Here is an 18,747-nt window from a genome sequence, read left to right as displayed (position 1 = left end):
ACTTGAAGGATTTCAACGTATTATTAACTCAAAACACTAATTCCATGCATGTATTTACATTTTTACAAAGACGCCTGAGCTACATGCTTCTGGCACTTATGTTTTTCACATTTACCGGTCTGCAGGCTCAGTCGTATCAGTACGAAGGCTCCTGGGGTAGCCGTGGACTCTCGCTTGTAAGCGAAAGTACCGCCGGCGTAGAAGCCAATTTTTCCATCGACCAATTTGAACTCACCCGGCTGGATGTAGATGGTGAGATGATGCAGATGATTCTGGCGCCGGGCAACTTCCTGCCCAACGACGAAGGGATGCCCAACGTTCCAGGTTACAGTCGCTTCGTAGCTATTCCGCAAGGTGCAGAGGCACGGTTGCGCGTAGCAAACTACCGGATACAATCTATCCAGAATGTTGAATTGTCACCGGCACCCAACATCCCGCTGGATACTGACGACAGCCCTTTGAAATACGTCAAAAATGAGAGAATCTATTCAAAGAATGCTTTTTACCCTGCCAACCCATTCCAACTTTCGGAACCTACCCAAATACGTGGCGTAGATGTGGTAATCCTGGGTGTAACCCCTTTTCAGTACAATCCGGTAACCAAAGAGTTGTTGGTTTATCACGATGTTTCGTTGGACGTTACTTTTGAAGGTGGCAACGGACACTTTGGCGAAGACCGCCTGCGCAGCCGCTGGTTCGACCCGATTCTGCAGGACGTGCTCATGAACCGTGAGTCGCTTCCGGAAATTGATTATAGCCAACGCATCCGGAATGTGAATAGCCGCGATGATTCAGGGTTTGAATATTTGATTGTGATCCCCAATAATAATGTATGGATGCCTTACGCCGAGCAGATAAAAGAATGGCGCACCAAACAAGGAATTCTTACCGGAATTCTGAAACTTCAGGACATCGGTGGTGCTACTCCCGCCATTCTTGAGAATTATTTTAATAACGCCTTTAATACATGGGATATCCCGCCAGTAGCCGTGCTCATCATGGCTGACTACGGTACCGATGCCACCAACAGCATCACCTCGCCCATCTGGAATAACTACTGCGTGTCGGATAACATCTTTGCCGACGTCAACAATAACAGCATGCCCGACATCATCTTTGCCCGTATGACCGCGCAAAACGCAACACATCTGCAAACGATGGTTTCCAAAATGCTCAACTACGAGGACAATCCTCCTACCGACTTTAATTTCTACAACAAACCCATCACCGCTCTGGGATGGCAAACAGAACGCTGGTTCCAGATATGCTCTGAAACAGTAGGCGGTTTCTGGCGTGAAGAATGCGGCAAGCAACCGGTACGTATCAATCAGATCTACAGCGGTACTCCGGGAAGCTCATGGTCATCCAACCAAAACACCTCAATGGTAGTGAATTATTTCGGCCCCAACGGTACCGGTTATATTCCACAAACCCCGGCAGAACTGGGTGGATGGAACAACGGCTCACCACAAATGGTCGTCAACTCCATCAACGACGGAGCCTTTGCACTGCAACACCGCGACCATGGTGGTGAAAATGGATGGGGCGAGCCTGCTGTCCAAAACGACCATATCAATTCGCTCACCAACACCGAAGATAATGAGCTGGTATTTGTTTTCTCCATCAACTGCCTCACCGGGAAATACAACTGGTCGAGCGAATGCTTTACAGAGAAATTCCATCGCCACACTCATGGCGGTCAAAATGCCGGTGCACTTGGCCTTATTGCCGCATCAGAGATTTCTTATTCATTCGTAAACGATGCTTATGTATGGGGGATGTTTGATAATTTCTATCCCAACTTCCTGCCCGATTACGGTGCTCCGGTAGAAGAGCGTGGCTTCCTGCCTGCCTTTGGCAATGCTGCCGGTAAGTATTTCCTGCAGCAGAGTAACTGGCCCTACAACACCAGCGATAAAGAAGTAACCTATAACTTGTTCCATCATCATGGCGGAGCTTTTATGCAGGTTTACTCTGAGGTGCCACAAAATCAGGCGGTAACTCACAATCCGATATTGTACAGCGGCGAAAGCGTTTTTACCGTGACAGCCGGAACGGGTGCTTTTATTGCCCTTACGGTAAATGGCGAGATCATCGGAACTGCTACCAGCACCGGTGGCGCTACCAACATTACTATCGATCCACAATTGCCTCCCAACCAGATGATCGTTACCGTGACACGTCAAAATTATTTCCGTTACGAATCCAATGTCGAAGTTATTCCCCCCACCGGACCCTATGTAGTAGGTCATGAATATGTGATTCACGATGCCGCTGGCAACAACAATGGTCTGCTCGATTATGGCGAAAGCGTAACCCTGGACATGACCATGAAAAATGTGGGTGTAGCTGCTGCCAACAACGTTAGCGTTACCATGACCACTGCCGATCCCTACGTAACCATCATCGACGGCTCTGCTACTTTTGGAAACATTGGCCCCGGCGCCACAATAACTGTTAGCAACGCTTTTGCTATTGAAGCTGCCGAAGACATCCCCGACGGACACAACGTGAGCCTGACGCTGAATGCCACCAACGGCACCGACGTTTGGGAAAGCTATGTTTCCATACAGGCACATGCTCCTAAACTAAAATTTGCCGGCTACACCATCAATGATTCCAATGGCAACAACAATGGTTTCCTTGATCCGGGCGAAACGGCTACAATGGTTCTGACCATCGAAAATAGTGGTTCGTCAAATGCTTATGCTGTAAAAGCGCAGCTCCTGAGCACCGATCAATATGTATCTGTGCTTACCACCACACCACAGCAAATCGGCAACTTAACATCTGGAAACACAGGCACAGCAAGCTTTACGGTGCATGCTGCTGCCAATACGCCCTTTGGTCATACGGCAGTACTGAACATGAATATGACTGCAAATATGGGCATCAGCCAACAGGACGTCCTGTCGATTCTTTTTGCTGATTACTGCGAAGCTTCTACAACCTACAATGACGAGTTTATTTCAAAAGTTACTTTTGGCGAGATAGACAACAGCAGCGGATGGCAAGGCGGGGTAGCTAATTACACCGACATCACCACTACACTCGAACCCGGTGTTCCGGTGCCCATTACCATCACCAACGGAAATGCCTGGAGCAGCGATAAAGTTACCGTATGGGTCGACTGGAATCTTGACAAAGAATTTGGCAGCGATCCCAACGAGACCTTTGTGCTGACAAGTAATGGCGGCGGTGCAACATTTACCGGTAATATTGTAGCTCCAGCCGGGCAGCAATCCGGCCAGTATCGTATGCGCGTGCGCATGACCTATAGCTCCAGCCCGGCGCCTTGTGGCAGTGCAAGCTATGGCGAAGTGGAAGATTACACGATTTTAATCGGATCTCAGATGTTCCTGGAACCTCCTCAAAATGTTTCTTGTTCAGTTACCGGAACCAATGTTTCACTGTCGTGGCAAGCTCCTTTGCCCATGGCTTCATCTGTGAGTGGTTATAACGTTTACATGGACAGTCAGGTGATTGCCACCATGCAAGCCGGCATGACCTATACCCACAACAATGTTCCGGCCGGTAGCCACTGGTTCTCCGCAACAGCCGTGTATCCCGAAGGCGAATCGGAAGTTGCACAACCCGTTCATGTAGAGATTGGAAACATCCAGGGCAAACTCCAGGGTTTCGTTCGCGATGCACTCACCAATCTGGTGATAGATGATGCATGGGTTACAGCACTCAATGGTGATTACGGCGCAGTGTCGTATAGCACCCCATTCGGAAGCCATTATGTGCTGCACCTGATGGGTGGAACCTACAACGTCATCTGTAATGCTGAGGGATACCAGCCGGTAACTCAGAATGGCATCAGCATTGAAAATGGTGGAACCACAACAGTGAATTTCTACCTCGTGTCCGCCGACAGTTTTGGCGAAGGCTCCACTACCGGTGTAGGTCACAGCAGCATCGGAAACCTGAGCATCTATCCTAATCCTGCCAAAGAGGAGGTCAACATCAGCGCATCCGAGATGATGCTGCAGGTGAAAATCCTCAACAACATGGGTCAGGTTGTTTATGATAAGATGATCAATGAAGACAAGGTTCGCATCGAGACCGACAGCTTCACCAACGGAGTCTATTTTGTCGAAATCTACACACAAAGTGGACGAAGCATAGAGAAGCTTATCATCAAATAGCATTTTTTAAAGTTTTAACTTTAGACATAAAAAAGCCTCCGCAATCATCGCGGAGGCTTTTTTTCATTTATTGTGGTCTAAAATGTAAAGTAGCCCATCGTATTTTAAAATGTAATTTTGTCCTCTTTATTAAAAACCATAAAACCTGCTGTACAAAATGGAGAAATTATCAGAAGGGCAACTTAACGAACTCAACCGGCAATTTGCTGGTGCCTCAGCGCAGGAATTATTGTCACATTTTTTGCAAGCCTACAAACACCGGATTGCTTTCGCTTCGAGCATGGGTGCCGAAGATCAGGTAATCACCCACATGATGGCCGGTATCGACAGCAGCTCACGGATATTTACCCTTGACACCGGGCGTGTTTTTCCGGAGACCTACGAGGTGATAGAGCGCAACAATGCCCGCTATGGCCTCAACATCGAAATATTTTTTCCGGAGCGCGAGCAGGTGGAAGAGATGGTGAACCAGAAAGGTGTTAATCTATTTTACGAAAGTATCGAGAACCGAAAGTTGTGTTGCCACATTCGCAAAATCGTGCCGCTGCGCAGGGCGCTACAAGGAATGGACGCCTGGATCAGTGGGTTGCGTCGTTCGCAGGCAGTAACGCGCAAAAACCTGCAGCCGGTAGAATGGGACAACACATTTGGTCTTTTAAAAATAAATCCGCTGATCGATTGGTCGGAAGAGCAGGTTTGGGATTTTATCAATCAAAACAATATTCCCTACAACAAGCTGCACGATCAGGGCTTCCGCAGCATTGGCTGCCAACCTTGCACCCGCGCCATAGCGCCCGGTGACGATGTGCGCGCAGGCCGCTGGTGGTGGGAAACGCCCGAACAAAAAGAGTGCGGTCTTCACATCAAAAAGGGGTAAAATCCTTGTCCATATCTGATTATGCTTTTCATTACACCCCACATCATAAGGGGATAATATTTGTTTGTATTTTTTTAATGGCTATAAAAATTAAGTAATTATGGAATTAGGTTTTCTGATGGGCGATTCGTTCTGGTTTACCTGGGTCATCGTCCCGTTTTTGATTGTTTTATCACGTGTTGCCGATCAAAGCATTGGCACGATACGTCTGATCTTTGTGTCGAAGGGGTTCAGATACCTGGCACCTTTGCTGGGCTTTTTCGAAGTTATCATCTGGCTGGTTGCAGTGGGACAGATTATCCAACAGCTCGACAACGTCCTTTACTACATCGCCTATGGTCTGGGCTTTGCCGCCGGCAATTATATCGGTATCATACTTGAGGAGCGCCTCTCGTTGGGTACTGTGGTGGTGCGCATCATTCCAAGTAAAGATACTTCCAAACTAGTCGAATTTCTCAAAAAGGAAAATTTCGGCCTCACGATGATGGAAGCTATGGGCAGCCGTGGTAGTGTAACAGTAATCCTTACAGTAATTCCACGCAAAACACTGAAATCGCTGATTGAAATCATCAATCGATTTAATCCCAATGCTTTTTATTCGATTGAGGAGGTAAAATCGGTAAGCTATGGTGGGCTCGTTCCAGGCAGTCAGGCCATGGGTAAATCGCGCATGCCGCAACTGTGGCGGAAATCGAAGTAATTTTTATAAATCGTTTTCCAGGTCTTTTTTGGTATGACCCAATGGCAGATTAAAAAACTCAAGAATATAAGGTTCTTCAAATAAATCCTCTGGGAATTGAGTTGACGGAGGTGTCACAACCTGACCCAAAAGCATTGCTTTGAAATAGAAGTCGGAATCCAATCGCCTTCTGAATTCTCTCAATGACCACCTTTCATGCAGACAATTGACCAGATAGAAGAATCTTTCTTCCGGTGCTTTAGTTCTGGAGAGAATTTCCAGATGATTTGTCCAGGTAATTTCACTAAGTAACTCGGTAAACAATCGAGTTTGAGTTTCCTCCGTATTTGTTGGCACTGCCGGCTTAAAAAAGTCTTCCAATTGTTTTTCCAGAGGTTTTAAAAAATCATCAGAAAAATAAACCTCATAAAACTGCTTCATTCTGCCAATGTTACTTATGGTAAAGCTAACGGATGTTTTGTAACGATTTTGCAGGAAATCTGCTAACGCTTCAACTGCATTGTCATCCCAGGAACCCTCAGCCATTTTTTTTGAAACCGTCAGGCCAACGTCATAGCAGATTAAAATAAACTCCCTATTTGCTTTTTGAAAGGCGTTACCTCGCATAAATTCGATATGCCCGACGACATTTTCAAATTCTTGATTCTTCTCAATTTTTTCCATCTTTTAAAGTGTTTTTATCCTTAGATTATAAATCCTTTTTAAAAAAACAAGATTGGCATTAATGGGGTTCGTATTTTTATTCCCAACGGATAGCTTTTACGGGAGTGATGCGGCTTACCACCAGCGAAGGCACTACCAGAAACAACAGGCAAATGGCCAGCGTGCCAACATTGAGCAGCACTACCGGCAGCACATCCAGGCTGATGGGAACATACGGTACATAATACGATTCCTGGTCGAGCCGGAAAATATGAAAATGTTGTTGCACCAGTGCCATTCCGATGCCCAGCAGGTTGCCAAAAAGCAATCCCCGCCCAATGATGAAAGAGGCGTGGTACATGAATATCCGGCGCACCGAAACGTTTTTTGTCCCAAGTGCTTTTAGCACCCCGATCATGTTGGTTTTTTCGAGTATTAATATCAATAAAGTAGAGATCATGTTGATGGCTGCCACGGCAATCATCAGCACCAGGATGATGATCACGTTCATGTCCTGAAGGTTGAGCCAGTCGAAAATCTGTGGGTAAAGATTCGTTATCGAGGTTGCGTTGAGCTCAAAGCCGATGGTGTTGTACACTTTTTCCCACATCTTGTCGAGTTTACTAAAATCGTTTACAAACACCTCGAAACCACTTATCTGATCGTCCGTCCAGTTGTTGAGGCGTTGTATGTGGCGCATATCGCCGATAATGTACACGTCATCAAAGTCCTCCATACCGGTTTCGTAAATGCCTGCTACCACAAACTTCCGTCCTCGTGGCGTTACTTCGTCGGGGTTGATAAAGTAAACGCGTACAGCGTCGCCGGGACTAAAATCCAGCTTGTTGGCGATTTTTGAGGAGATAAGGATGCTGTCGTTGCGCAAGCTATCCATGATGGTGAAAGCCTTTCCGGCAATAATTTTATCACTAAAAAACGACCAATCGTAATCTTTATAAATTCCTTTCATCACGATACCTTGAATCTGATCATCGGTTTTGATAAGTCCGGATTTGGTGGCAAAAGCCTGAATGTGGCGGATGCCTGCCGTGTCGGCCAGGGAGGGATAGAAAGGCTGGTGGATGCTGATGGGCGTGGTTTCGTAGGAGTTGTTCAGGTCGAAACTGGTAATATGAATGTGCGCACCAAATCCCACCACCTTTTCGGAGATAGCCTTCTTGAAGCCACTGGTGATGGCTATCGACAAAATCATGACGGCAAGTCCCAGGGCGATGCTCACCACCGAAATGCGTACGATTGGCTGCGAAAAATTATCTTTGTCGCCCGAGAGGATTCCTTTTGCTATGAAGAGCTCGAAGTTCAAATGTTTAATTGTTGAGGCGCAAAAGTAACCAATTTCGCTGCTGTAATTTTAACTTAATAATTATGACTTTCCCACGAAGGCTATCTTTTTCTTTATTAATAATATGCCTGATTGTAGCAGCTGCAAATGCCCAAACTGCGAAGGCTCAGCTTCAAACCGGTGCCATGCAAACGCAGGAGTATCTGCCGCTGCTCGACGGAAAACGTGTGGCGGTGGTGGCCAATCATACATCGCTCATCGGTCAGGAGCATCTGGTGGACAACCTGCTGCACCTCGATGTGGACGTAGTAAAAGTTTTTAGTCCCGAGCACGGCTTTCGTGGACAGGCTGATGCGGGCGAAAAGGTGGACGACAAAATAGATCTGGTGACGGGTTTGCCTATTTTATCCCTTTACGGGAAACAACGCAAGCCCGACAGTGCTATGCTTAGCGATGTTGACGTGGTGGTGTTCGACATTCAGGATGTGGGCGCGCGTTTTTATACCTACATCAGCACGATGGCTTTGGTGATGGAAGCTTGTGCCGAAAAAAATATTCCGGTTATCGTACTCGATCGTCCCAACCCCAACGGATTTTATGTGGATGGTCCTGTGCTCGACACCGCTTTCAGATCTTTTGTGGGGATGCATCCGGTGCCGGTGGTGCACGGCATGACGGTGGGCGAATATGCGCTGATGGTCAACGGGGAGCATTGGCTGCCAAACGATCTGCAAAGCCAGCTCACAGTAATTCCCATGATTGGCTACAGCCACAGCGATCGTTTCGAACTGCCGGTAAAACCTTCGCCCAATCTGCCCAACAAATACGCGGTTTATCTTTATCCGTCGCTCTGCTTTTTCGAAGGCACCGACGTAAGCATTGGTCGCGGTACCGATTATCCTTTTCAGGTGGTTGGGCATCCTGATTACCTTGCCGGCCATTATATCTTTGTGCCGCGCTCTATCCCCGGCGTAGCCACGAATCCCAAGCACGAAGGCGTGCATTGCAACGGGATCAATCTCATTAGCTTTGCGCAAAACTGCGAACAACAGCCGGCGCAGTTGCATTTGCAATGGCTCATCAATTTTTATCAAAGCCTGCACGATAGCATTAAGTTTTTTAATAATTATTTCGACAAGCTGGCTGGCAACGACATTTTGCGAAATCAAATAGAAGCAGGCCTCACCGAAGCCGAAATACGCCAGAGCTGGCAACCTACACTTAACGATTTTAAAACCATCCGTAAGAAATACCTGTTGTATCCGGATTTTGAATAAATAACCTCTTTATTAAACCTACCACAAACTCAAAAGCTTTTCCAACTTTGATTGGCTGGTGAGCGGGCGCTCAAAATAGCCGTCTTCACGAATGTTGTGATAAGGCGTGCCGGTGCTGTCGCACCAGGCCGACCACTCTTTCAGACGGTACCAACTATTGGAGGCATCGAAAATGAGAGCTTTAAAATCATATTGAGTTGTCAGATCGGAAAGATCAACATTGGGATTTTGCTGCACCACAACATAATCCACCCGCAGTGGAACTGATGAGTTCAAAGGAATATATGAGCGATCGATAAATGCAAACCTAAGATCGCCAACGGAAAGAAAGTTTGGATTATAAAAAGCGGTGGCTTCACCCAAATTTGCAGATGGGAGTGAATCCGGAATAACGAAATTGATTTGCCGGATGCCCGAATAGGTGTGATTCATTTCCAACGAAAACCCCATCGCTTTAGCATCGGCCAGTAAGGCGCTGTCGGCAATGAGTAAGGCGCGGCGACCATGCACCACCTCCAGCGCCGAGTGCCCGTTTACCTGATAAATAATGACGTTTTGCTGGTTCAGTTTAGCAGCACGTCCCACAGTAAAACTCACCACCAAAACCGCCACCAGCACCAGGTTTGCCATTAGCATCCGAAAATTTTTATCGATGGCAAAGCGTGTTGTGGTGATGATTAACAAATAAATCAAAACCACCTGCGGCAGATGCAGCACAAGTCCGTGTAGCACTGCGCCGGGCAATCCATGGATAAAATTGACGGCGCCATTCATCACCATCAAAAACACGGATAACAACATCCCGATAATCGCCGACAACCACACCGAAATCCATGACACCATTAGCAGGAGTACGCCGGTATTGATGATTAGCCAGGCCAGCGGTATCACCACCATATTGGTAATTAAAAAGTAAACCGGAAACTGGTGGAAATAATAGATGGCCAGAGGAAAAGTGCCGATTTGTGCAGCCAGCGAAACCACTATTAGTTTCCACACCTGATCGGCCAGATAACTGCGAAAGGCAAGCAGGCGATAGATGGGATCGAACAGCGCAACAATGGCCAGCACAGCAGCGTACGAAAGCTGAAACCCAACGAGCATGAGGAGGTAGGGGTTGTAAACCAAAAGAATAAAAGCAGACGCAGCCAGGATGTTATAGGGATTGGATTTCGCATGCCGCGACTCACGCCAGGAAAAAAGACTGAACATCACGGCCGCGCGCAATACCGAGGGGGAAAGCCCGGTGATAAAAGCATACGACCATATGGCCAGCAATAGCAGTATTACTTTGAGCCAGCGTGTGCGTTTGCTGCGGTCGAGCACCGAAAATAAAAAGTTGAAGATGAAAAAAATGATTCCTACATGTAGCCCCGAAACACACAGAATGTGCAAGGCTCCGGCGCCGGCATAACGCTCGCGCAGTTCGCGATCCATCTCGTCATCGTAACCAAGCAGTATTGCTGAAATTACCGCATATTCATCGCCGCCAAATCCTTTGCTGCGCAATACATCGAGTAGTTGGTTCCGTGCCGCATAAGCCAGGGTAAACAAAGGATTGGCAGAGGTGTGGTTTGTCTTTGTCCAGCCGGAACTTTTCAAAAACATCTGGTGATAGATGCCGCTGTGTGCCAGAAATTTTCGATAGTCGAACTGATGCGGATTTCCGGGTGGCGGCACCTCCGTCAACAACCCTGAAGCTATCAGCACATCGCCGTATTTTAAGCTGGCTGCAGCACTGTCGGCAGCAAAGTAAACGAGCACTTTGCCGCTAACCGGCTGCTTAACTCCCGAATCGACAACATACATTAGTGCCGCTGTGGCGCGATAGCTCCTGGCGGTGGCGCGCACCGGCTCCGCTACTCGCAAAATGTACTTATCGGCAGTGCCTTTGTATTTGGAAATGTTAGAAGGCTCCAGCGCAGGCGTGCGAACAAGCACCAGCGTGAACCCTGCAACAAAAAAGAAGAGATAGTGGAAAAGCCCCGTTAGATAACTGTACCGGTAGGAAGAGAAATAAATGATGAAAATGGCTGGAAGGATAGAAGCCAGCGTTATCAAAATCCAAACCCCAGGCGTTGTTCCCGGGGGCAGGCCAATGCCAATTGCAAGTAGGATACCGGCTGCAAAAGGAACAAGTACGCGAAAAAACGGGTATGGATGCCAATTGATCACAACCTGGGATAATTGAATGGACGTTAAAAATAAGTGAATTTTTGATAATGGTGGCAAACTTAATAGTGGGACGTACGATTTCTTAAAAATAAAATGGCGGCTTCGTGATGGAGCTGCCTTTTTTGTTTAAGTATTAAAGATGAAACGCTCGAAATTACCCTTTAAAGCAAGCTACTATCGATGGTAGACTCCAGACGTCGTTTAATCATTTCCGTTAAAATTTAGGTTGTAATCGCAAAATTTCCGATTTTGGGAATGATGTGGGCTAACAGATATTTTAATCTGAAATTGTATTTTATTTCTATCTTCTTTACACAAGTCACTTTTAAATAGTTTTCGTTTCTTTTGTAATTTCAAATTAACGACTTGTGACAAAATCATGAAAAAACGACAAATCCCGCACACTTACGTCATCGTCTTTGCCATTATCGTAGTGGCCGCCATGCTCACCTGGTTTATTCCGGGAGGAGAGTTTCAGCGGGTTATGGTGACGGTGGGCGAAACACAGCGCGAAATTATCCAAAGCGATTCGTTTACTTACATCGAAAGTAACCCGCAGACCTGGGAAATATTTTCCGCCATTTTTGATGGATTTGTCGATAAAGCCGATATAATAGTTTTTATTCTGCTCATTGGCGGCGCCTTTTGGATTATGAATAACAGCCGCGCCATCGATGTCGGCATATTTTCGTTTCTAAAATTTACACGCCGCTTGGAGCACTATAAGGTGATCAAAGCTTTGGGTGTCGATAATATGGTCATCACGCTGATCATGTTGATGTTTAGTGCGTTTGGTGCCATCTTTGGCATGAGCGAAGAAACCATCGCTTTTGTCATCATCTTTGTGCCGCTGGCCATCACTATGGGCTACGATTCCATTGTTGGCGTATCGATGTGTTTTGTGGCGGCCGCACTTGGTTTTGCAGGTGCATTGCTCAACCCATTCACTATCGGCATTGCGCAAGGCTTGTCTGACTTGCCGCTTTTTTCAGGTATTGAATACCGTTTCTTTTGTTGGGTGGTAATAAATATTGTGGGCATTGCCTGTATACTGCGGTACGCAAGGCGCATCAAAAAGAATCCAAAATCTTCACCCGTTTACGACGACGACGCTTATTGGCGCAAACGTGAGAGTATCTCCGATCCGGAAAGCATTGTTTCCCAAACTCCAAAAACAGCCTGGGTCACTTTTATTATTATTCTTGTGGTGATGATTATTTATGCTTTTTACATGCCCAACACCACACTTACTGTGGGCAATTCTTCCACTACCCTGCCAGTCATTCCTATCCTTACGGTTTTGTTTCTGGTTACCGGAATTGCCTCATTACGAAAGTCGGTGCATTTTTTTGTATTAAATCTCCTGATGTTTACCATCATTTACCTTATCGTTGGTGTAATGGGCTATGGCTGGTATGTGATGGAGATCGCCACATTGTTTTTTGCTATGGGCATCGCTTCCGGCGTGGCGATGAATAATTCTGCAAACAAAATCACCAGCCTTTTTCTCGAAGGTGTGCGCGATATCATGTCGGCGGCAATGGTGGTTGGATTGGCAGGTGGAATCATCATCATTTTACAGAACGGTCACGTCATCGACACCTTATTATATTACATCTCCGAATCGATGGGGGAGATGGGGCGCGTTGCTTCGGTGGGGATGATGTACGTTTTTCAGACGATTATCAATGTGGTGATTCCCTCAGGCTCGGCCAAGGCGGCGCTCACCATGCCCATTATGTCGCAGTTTAGCGATTTGATTGGCGTTTCGCGGCAGGCCAATGTTATGGCGTTCCAGTTTGGCGATGGTTTTACCAATATGATAACGCCTACTTCCGGCGTCCTGATCGGGGTGCTTGGCGTGGCTAAAATTCCTTACGACAAGTGGTTGCGCTGGGTCACACCATTTATGATCGTGCTGGTAATCCTCGGGTTTTTATTATTAATACCTACCGTTACCATGAAGCTTCCAGGCTTTTAGTGCTAGGGGCCGGCCAACAAAACGAGCTGGTTGTTGTTAGCATGAAAAAAATAACATGAACCGAAAACTCAGCAATCTCTTCAACCAGGTTAAAATAACTTTCAAAGAGTTTGGTAGCAGCAAACCATTCATTTACGCTGGCGCCATTGCTTTCTTTACCATTTTTGCAATGCCGGCAATATTGGTATTAATAATCACGACATCCGGTAATCTCTTCGGGCAGGAAGCCATCACCGGCGAACTCAGCAATCAGGTTCGTTCGCTCATTGGCCCTGAGGGTGCTGCCGCTATCGAAAGAATTGTGAAAAATGCCAGCCAGGCCACAGGTGGTTTCCTGGCCACCATTGTTAGTATTGTTACTTTATTTATAGCTGCTACCACTGTTTTCACAATCCTGCAAACCGCCCTCAACAAAATATGGCACGTCAAGCCGAAGCCAAAGCGCGAATGGCTCAAGATGTTAAAAGACCGGGCAGTGTCGTTTGCCATTGTTCTTAGTATGGGATTTCTTCTGGCAGTTACGCTGGCACTTGACACCTTTATCTCGGCATTCACCGGTTTTATCGAGCAAAACATTTTCGATCTTTCCATTTCCGTTTTGTGGATTATTAATTTCGTGATCTCGTTTGCGCTTGTCTCGCTGGTGTTTGGGCTTATTTTTAAAGTGCTGCCCGATGCCAAAATCCGGTGGCGCGATGTGTGGGTTGGTGCTATGATCACGGCCGCGTTGTTTGTAGTTGGTAAGTTTGTCATTGGTGCAATCATAGGCAACAGCAGGCTTACCTCCACCTATGGTGCTGCCGGTTCCGTAATTGTCATTTTACTCTGGGTCTATTTCTCCACCATCATCCTTTTGCTGGGTGCTGCAATCACTCAGGTGTATGCACGTGAGGTAGGTCAGCAGATCCGGCCATCAAACAATGCAATTCGCATCAAAGAAAACCAGCAGGTGATCGACGAGAATAATAATGAGAAGTAAAAACGCTAATCTCCCCCAACTACACCTTATTATATGGTGTCGGTTAGCACAGCAGATCACATTTTGAATGAAGGCACCAATTCTCAAATTCTTAAGTTTTGTATTTTGGATAATAGGATTTAATAATGATTTTATTTCTGACACCAAATCAGGCGGACCGACAAGGTCAGTTTCAGCTTTTGGGCTCTTCCTTCGGCTTGTTTAATTTTTTCTATTTTTGTATTTTCCATAAAAATTCTAATACATATTATAATGAGTACTAAAATTACAGACCTCGAACCCAAAGAAGTATGGAAGTATTTCCTGGAGATTACTAAGATTCCGCGTCCTTCGAAGAAAGAAGAAAAGATCGCTCAATATCTTGTTGATTTTGCTAAAAAGCATAAACTGGAACATGTTAAAGACCAAACCGGCAACGTGCTCATCCGCAAAGCTGCAACCAAAGGTTACGAAAACCTCCAGATTGTTGCCTTGCAAAGCCACATGGATATGGTTTGTGAAAAAAATGCTGACAAAGAATTCGATTTTGATAAGGATGCCATTCAGGCTTACGTGGATGGCGAATGGGTAACCGCCGACGGAACTACGCTGGGTGCCGACGACGGCATTGGCATGGCCACAGAGCTCGCGATTCTCGCTGCCACCAACATCGATCATGGCGAATTAGAATGCCTCTTCACTGTGGATGAAGAAACCGGTCTTACGGGTGCTTTTGGCCTAAAGCCCGATTTGCTCAAAGCCAACATCCTGCTCAATTTGGATTCGGAAGACGATGGTCAGATTTTTATCGGATGTGCGGGCGGTCGCGATACCATCGCTAAGATGGGGTTCAAAAAAGAACAGGTTCCTGAGAATGTAATCCCATTCAAGATAGCTGTGAAAGGTCTCAAAGGCGGCCACTCTGGTGACGACATCAACAAAGGCTTGGGCAATGCCAACAAGATCATCAACCGTTTGCTGCATCTCGCAGCACAAACATACGGCGCCCGCCTCAATAGTTTCGATGGCGGCAACCTTCGCAATGCCATTGCCCGCGAAGCCGAGGCCGTTATCCTGATAAATCGCGCAGATAAGGACAAGTTCACCAAAATGGTGGATGATTTTGATAAGATTATTAAGAACGAACTTCAAACCACCGAGCTGGATGTACTGGTAGAAACCTTCGAGGTGGATCAACCTGGTTTTGTCATCGACGAAAAGTCACAGCATTTGCTCATCCAGGCGCTTTATGCCATGCCGCACGGCGTTACGGAGATGTCGCGCGACATACCCAACTTTGTGCAAACCTCTACCAATCTAGCTTCTGTCAAGACTTTCGACGATCATTTCTTTATCACCACCAGCCAGCGCAGCTCCGTGGCCAGCGCCCTGGATGATGTAGTGAATATGGTGGCCGCCGTATTGAAGCTGGCTGGCGCCGATGTTGAGCATACCGATGGCTACCCGGGTTGGAGCCCAAATCCCAAAAGCAGCATTCTGCAGGTTGCCAAAAAATCGTACGAAAATCTGTTTAATGAGGAGCCCAAGGTACTGGCCGTGCACGCCGGCCTGGAGTGTGGCCTCATTGGCGAAACCTACCCCGGGATGGATATGATCTCTTATGGCCCTGAGCTGAAAGGCGTTCATTCGCCCGACGAAAAGATTCACATCAAATCCGTGGAGAAATTCTGGATTTGGACCCTCGACATCCTCAAAAACATCCCCGAAAGGGCAGAAAAGTAGTTTTAAGACTGAAAAATTTGACGATAGAACATCAATTTTGAAAAAATAATCAATTGCAAAATGCTACTAATCAATGAGGTAAAAACTAATTTCATTTTATTTAAAAAAAAGCTTGTTTACTAAATTAATATGTGTGTATCTTTGCACCCGCTTTTGAAGCAAGTTCCTGAACATGATGAAGAGACAGCAAAACACAGGAAACGGGTGGTTTTCATTAATCAAACCCGCTGAAAGTGCCAACTGAAAAAAAACTTTGAAATTTTTTAAAAAAACTTTGGTGTTTTAAAAAACAGTTGTATTTTTGCAGGCCTTTTCGCTCAAACAAAAATGAGCAACGTAAAAAGGAAGTTCTAAACCGGAGATGAGTGATAGAAAGAGAGTGAGAAGCCGGTAAGATTTTGAAAGTAGTTCTTGAAAAGATTTTTAAAAAAACGCTTGCAGTTTAAAAAAGAGTATTATCTTTGCAGCCGTTTTGAAAAATAGAGTAACTGAAAACAGTTCTTTGAAAAAATTGAAGTGCAGCTTTAGTAGCAAATATCCACAAGTTAGAAAAGAGAAATTCTTTGAAGAAGTTGTGAAAGAGAATCTGAAAGACATTTGAAGATTTAAAATTTACAATGAAGAGTTTGATCCTGGCTCAGGATGAACGCTAGCGGCAGGCTTAACACATGCAAGTCGAGGGGTAACAGGAGTAGCAATACTTGCTGACGACCGGCGAACGGGTGAGTAACGCGTATGCAACCTACCTTTAACTGGAGAATAACCCGGAGAAATTCGGACTAATACTCCATAATATCCTAAAAGGGCATCCTTTAAGGATTAAAACTACGGTGGTTTTAGATGGGCATGCGTGACATTAGCTAGTTGGTGAGGTAACGGCTCACCAAGGCAACGATGTCTAGGGGTTCTGAGAGGATTATCCCCCACACTGGTACTGAGACACGGACCAGACTCCTACGGGAGGCAGCAGTGAGGAATATTGGTCAATGGGCGCAAGCCTGAACCAGCCATGCCGCGTGCAGGATGACGGCCCTATGGGTTGTAAACTGCTTTTATACGGGAAGAACCCTTCGGACGTGTCCGGAGTTGACGGTACCGTAAGAATAAGCACCGGCTAACTCCGTGCCAGCAGCCGCGGTAATACGGAGGGTGCAAGCGTTATCCGGATTTATTGGGTTTAAAGGGTGCGCAGGCGGACTAGTAAGTCAGTGGTGAAATCCCCCGGCTCAACCGGGGAGTTGCCGTTGATACTGTTAGTCTAGAGTTTAGTTGAAGTAGGCGGAATGTAGCATGTAGCGGTGAAATGCATAGATATGCTACAGAACACCAATTGCGAAGGCAGCTTACTAAGCTAAAACTGACGCTCAGGCACGAAAGCGTGGGGATCAAACAGGATTAGATACCCTGGTAGTCCACGCTGTAAACTATGATCACTCGTTGTTGGCGATACACCGTCAGCGACTGAACGAAAGCATTAAGTGATCCACCTGGGAAGTACGATCGCAAGGTTGAAACTCAAAGGAATTGACGGGGGCCCGCACAAGCGGAGGAACATGTGGTTTAATTCGATGATACGCGAGGAACCTTACCTGGGCTCAAACGCATTCGGAAGTGCGCTGAAAGGCGTATGCCAGCGATGGCCGTTTGCGAGGTGCTGCATGGTTGTCGTCAGCTCGTGCCGTGAGGTGTCGGGTTAAGTCCCATAACGAGCGCAACCCCTACTGCTAGTTGCCAGCGCGTCAAGGCGGGGACTCTAGCGGAACTGCCGGCGTAAGCCGTGAGGAAGGTGGGGATGACGTCAAATCAGCACGGCCCTTATGTCCAGGGCTACACACGTGTTACAATGGCCGGTACAAAGGGCAGCTACACAGCGATGTGATGCTAATCTCCAAATCCGGTCTCAGTTCGGATCGAAGTCTGCAACCCGACTTCGTGAAGCTGGATTCGCTAGTAATCGCGCATCAGCCATGGCGCGGTGAATACGTTCCCGGGCCTTGTACACACCGCCCGTCAAGCCATGGAAGCCGGGGGTACCTGAAGTATGTAACCGCAAGGAGCGTACTAGGGTAAAACTGGTGACTGGGGCTAAGTCGTAACAAGGTAGCCGTACCGGAAGGTGTGGCTGGAACACCTCCTTTCTGGAGAGTTCCCCAATGTAGTCCATAACTTAGCTGTTATGGAGTCTTACAAAGGGCTGTTACAAGCAGATTTAAATGTCTGCAACTTTTTTTACCGAACAATTTTGCGGTATTGCATCTTTATACCTTATTTATTTACGAATTATCGTAATGAGCTGTTCAAGCAACAATAAAATAGGACACTCGCAACAAAAATTGAAGAAGGGAATATTGGAATATTTTCAAGTCAATTTTTGTGAGGACGTTCAATTTTAGCCGATGATTGAGCAGCGTAATAGATAATTTGTTAAGAAAGAAGGTAAAATTTAACTGCTCTGCCGGCGTAAGAAGTAAGAAGTTATGGGTTATGAGTTATAAGTTATGGGTGATGAGTTTACAGTTTAAACAGCGCAGCTCTCAAGCTTAAACTTAGAACATCAAACTTTGAACTTACAACCTGCACAAGAGAATACAGACACTGTTTGAAGGTAGAGTTTGACCGTAATACAGTCCTGTAGCTCAGTTGGTCAGAGCACTACACTGATAATGTAGGGGTCCGCAGTTCAAATCTGCGCAGGACTACTTAAAACAATGATCAGTTATCAGTTATCAATGATGAGATTTAATAACTAATAATTGAGAGAAAGAGAATAAAACAATGGTTTTATTCTAGTGATTTAAAGTATTGAAAGGCTTAAGTAATAACAGATGATTTATCACTGTTAACTGTTAACTGTTAACTGTTGACTGTTGACTGATGACTGATGACTGTTGACTGTTGACTGTTGACTGATAACTGAAAAAGCCACAATGCACAAAAGAG

The 18,747-nt window shown here is 46.2% G+C and carries 10 protein-coding genes, 1 tRNA gene and 1 rRNA gene; 9 read left to right on the top strand and 3 right to left on the bottom strand.

Annotated features, from left to right (window positions below):
• Nucleotides 1-44: 44 nt before the first annotated feature.
• From VFC92_07290 to VFC92_07280, 3 genes are all read left to right on the top strand, one after another.
• Complete coding sequence (locus VFC92_07290) at nt 45-4,151, top strand: C25 family cysteine peptidase (protein HZK07989.1); 4,107 nt, start codon at nt 45-47, stop codon at nt 4,149-4,151.
• Nucleotides 4,152-4,308: 157 nt separating this feature from the next.
• Nucleotides 4,309-5,028, top strand: coding sequence for a phosphoadenylyl-sulfate reductase (locus VFC92_07285; GenBank protein HZK07988.1), 720 nt, complete (start codon nt 4,309-4,311; stop codon nt 5,026-5,028).
• Between the two features lie 100 nt (nt 5,029-5,128).
• Nucleotides 5,129-5,728: a DUF2179 domain-containing protein gene (locus tag VFC92_07280; protein ID HZK07987.1), complete on the top strand. Its 600-nt coding sequence runs from the start codon at nt 5,129-5,131 to the stop codon at nt 5,726-5,728.
• Nucleotides 5,729-5,731: 3 nt separating this feature from the next.
• Here VFC92_07280 and VFC92_07275 read toward each other — a convergent pair whose 3' ends face one another.
• Together VFC92_07275 and VFC92_07270 are read right to left on the bottom strand one after the other, a co-directional pair.
• Nucleotides 5,732-6,391 carry a DUF1016 N-terminal domain-containing protein gene (locus VFC92_07275; protein HZK07986.1) on the bottom strand — a complete coding sequence of 220 codons (660 nt, stop codon included), beginning with the start codon at nt 6,389-6,391 and terminating at the stop codon, nt 5,732-5,734.
• A 76-nt stretch (nt 6,392-6,467) separates the two neighbouring features.
• Nucleotides 6,468-7,694: an FtsX-like permease family protein gene (locus VFC92_07270; GenBank protein HZK07985.1), complete on the bottom strand. Its 1,227-nt coding sequence runs from the start codon at nt 7,692-7,694 to the stop codon at nt 6,468-6,470.
• Nucleotides 7,695-7,858: 164 nt separating this feature from the next.
• On the opposite strand from VFC92_07270, the gene VFC92_07265 reads away from it, so the two are divergent.
• Entirely contained in the window at nt 7,859-8,950 is a 1,092-nt protein-coding gene (locus VFC92_07265) for a DUF1343 domain-containing protein (protein HZK07984.1), read from the top strand.
• Between the two features lie 18 nt (nt 8,951-8,968).
• Here the strand turns inward: VFC92_07265 and VFC92_07260 are convergent, their stop codons facing one another.
• The gene (locus tag VFC92_07260) at nt 8,969-11,125 is read right to left on the bottom strand and encodes a ComEC/Rec2 family competence protein (GenBank protein HZK07983.1); all 2,157 of its coding nucleotides are present in this window, start codon (nt 11,123-11,125) and stop codon (nt 8,969-8,971) included.
• A gap of 379 nt (nt 11,126-11,504) precedes the next feature.
• Between VFC92_07260 and VFC92_07255 the strand changes: the two genes are divergently transcribed.
• The 5 genes from VFC92_07255 to VFC92_07235 all read left to right on the top strand — a co-directional run bounded on the left by VFC92_07255 (nt 11,505) and on the right by VFC92_07235 (nt 18,506).
• Nucleotides 11,505-13,106 carry a YfcC family protein gene (locus tag VFC92_07255; GenBank protein HZK07982.1) on the top strand — a complete coding sequence of 534 codons (1,602 nt, stop codon included), beginning with the start codon at nt 11,505-11,507 and terminating at the stop codon, nt 13,104-13,106.
• A 55-nt stretch (nt 13,107-13,161) separates the two neighbouring features.
• Complete coding sequence (locus tag VFC92_07250; GenBank protein HZK07981.1) at nt 13,162-14,085, top strand: YihY/virulence factor BrkB family protein; 924 nt, start codon at nt 13,162-13,164, stop codon at nt 14,083-14,085.
• Nucleotides 14,086-14,337: 252 nt separating this feature from the next.
• Nucleotides 14,338-15,807 carry an aminoacyl-histidine dipeptidase gene (locus tag VFC92_07245; protein HZK07980.1) on the top strand — a complete coding sequence of 490 codons (1,470 nt, stop codon included), beginning with the start codon at nt 14,338-14,340 and terminating at the stop codon, nt 15,805-15,807.
• 614 nt (nt 15,808-16,421) lie between these two features.
• Nucleotides 16,422-17,945: ribosomal RNA gene (locus tag VFC92_07240) — 16S ribosomal RNA — on the top strand.
• A gap of 487 nt (nt 17,946-18,432) precedes the next feature.
• Nucleotides 18,433-18,506, top strand: a tRNA-Ile gene (locus tag VFC92_07235).
• Nucleotides 18,507-18,747: the final 241 nt, after the last annotated feature.

The sequence above is a fragment of the Bacteroidales bacterium genome (genome assembly GCA_035647615.1).
Lineage (GTDB): Bacteria > Bacteroidota > Bacteroidia > Bacteroidales > 4484-276 > SABY01.
Note: the sequence above shows the minus strand (reverse complement) of the source record. Positions and strands in the feature narration are given on the sequence as shown.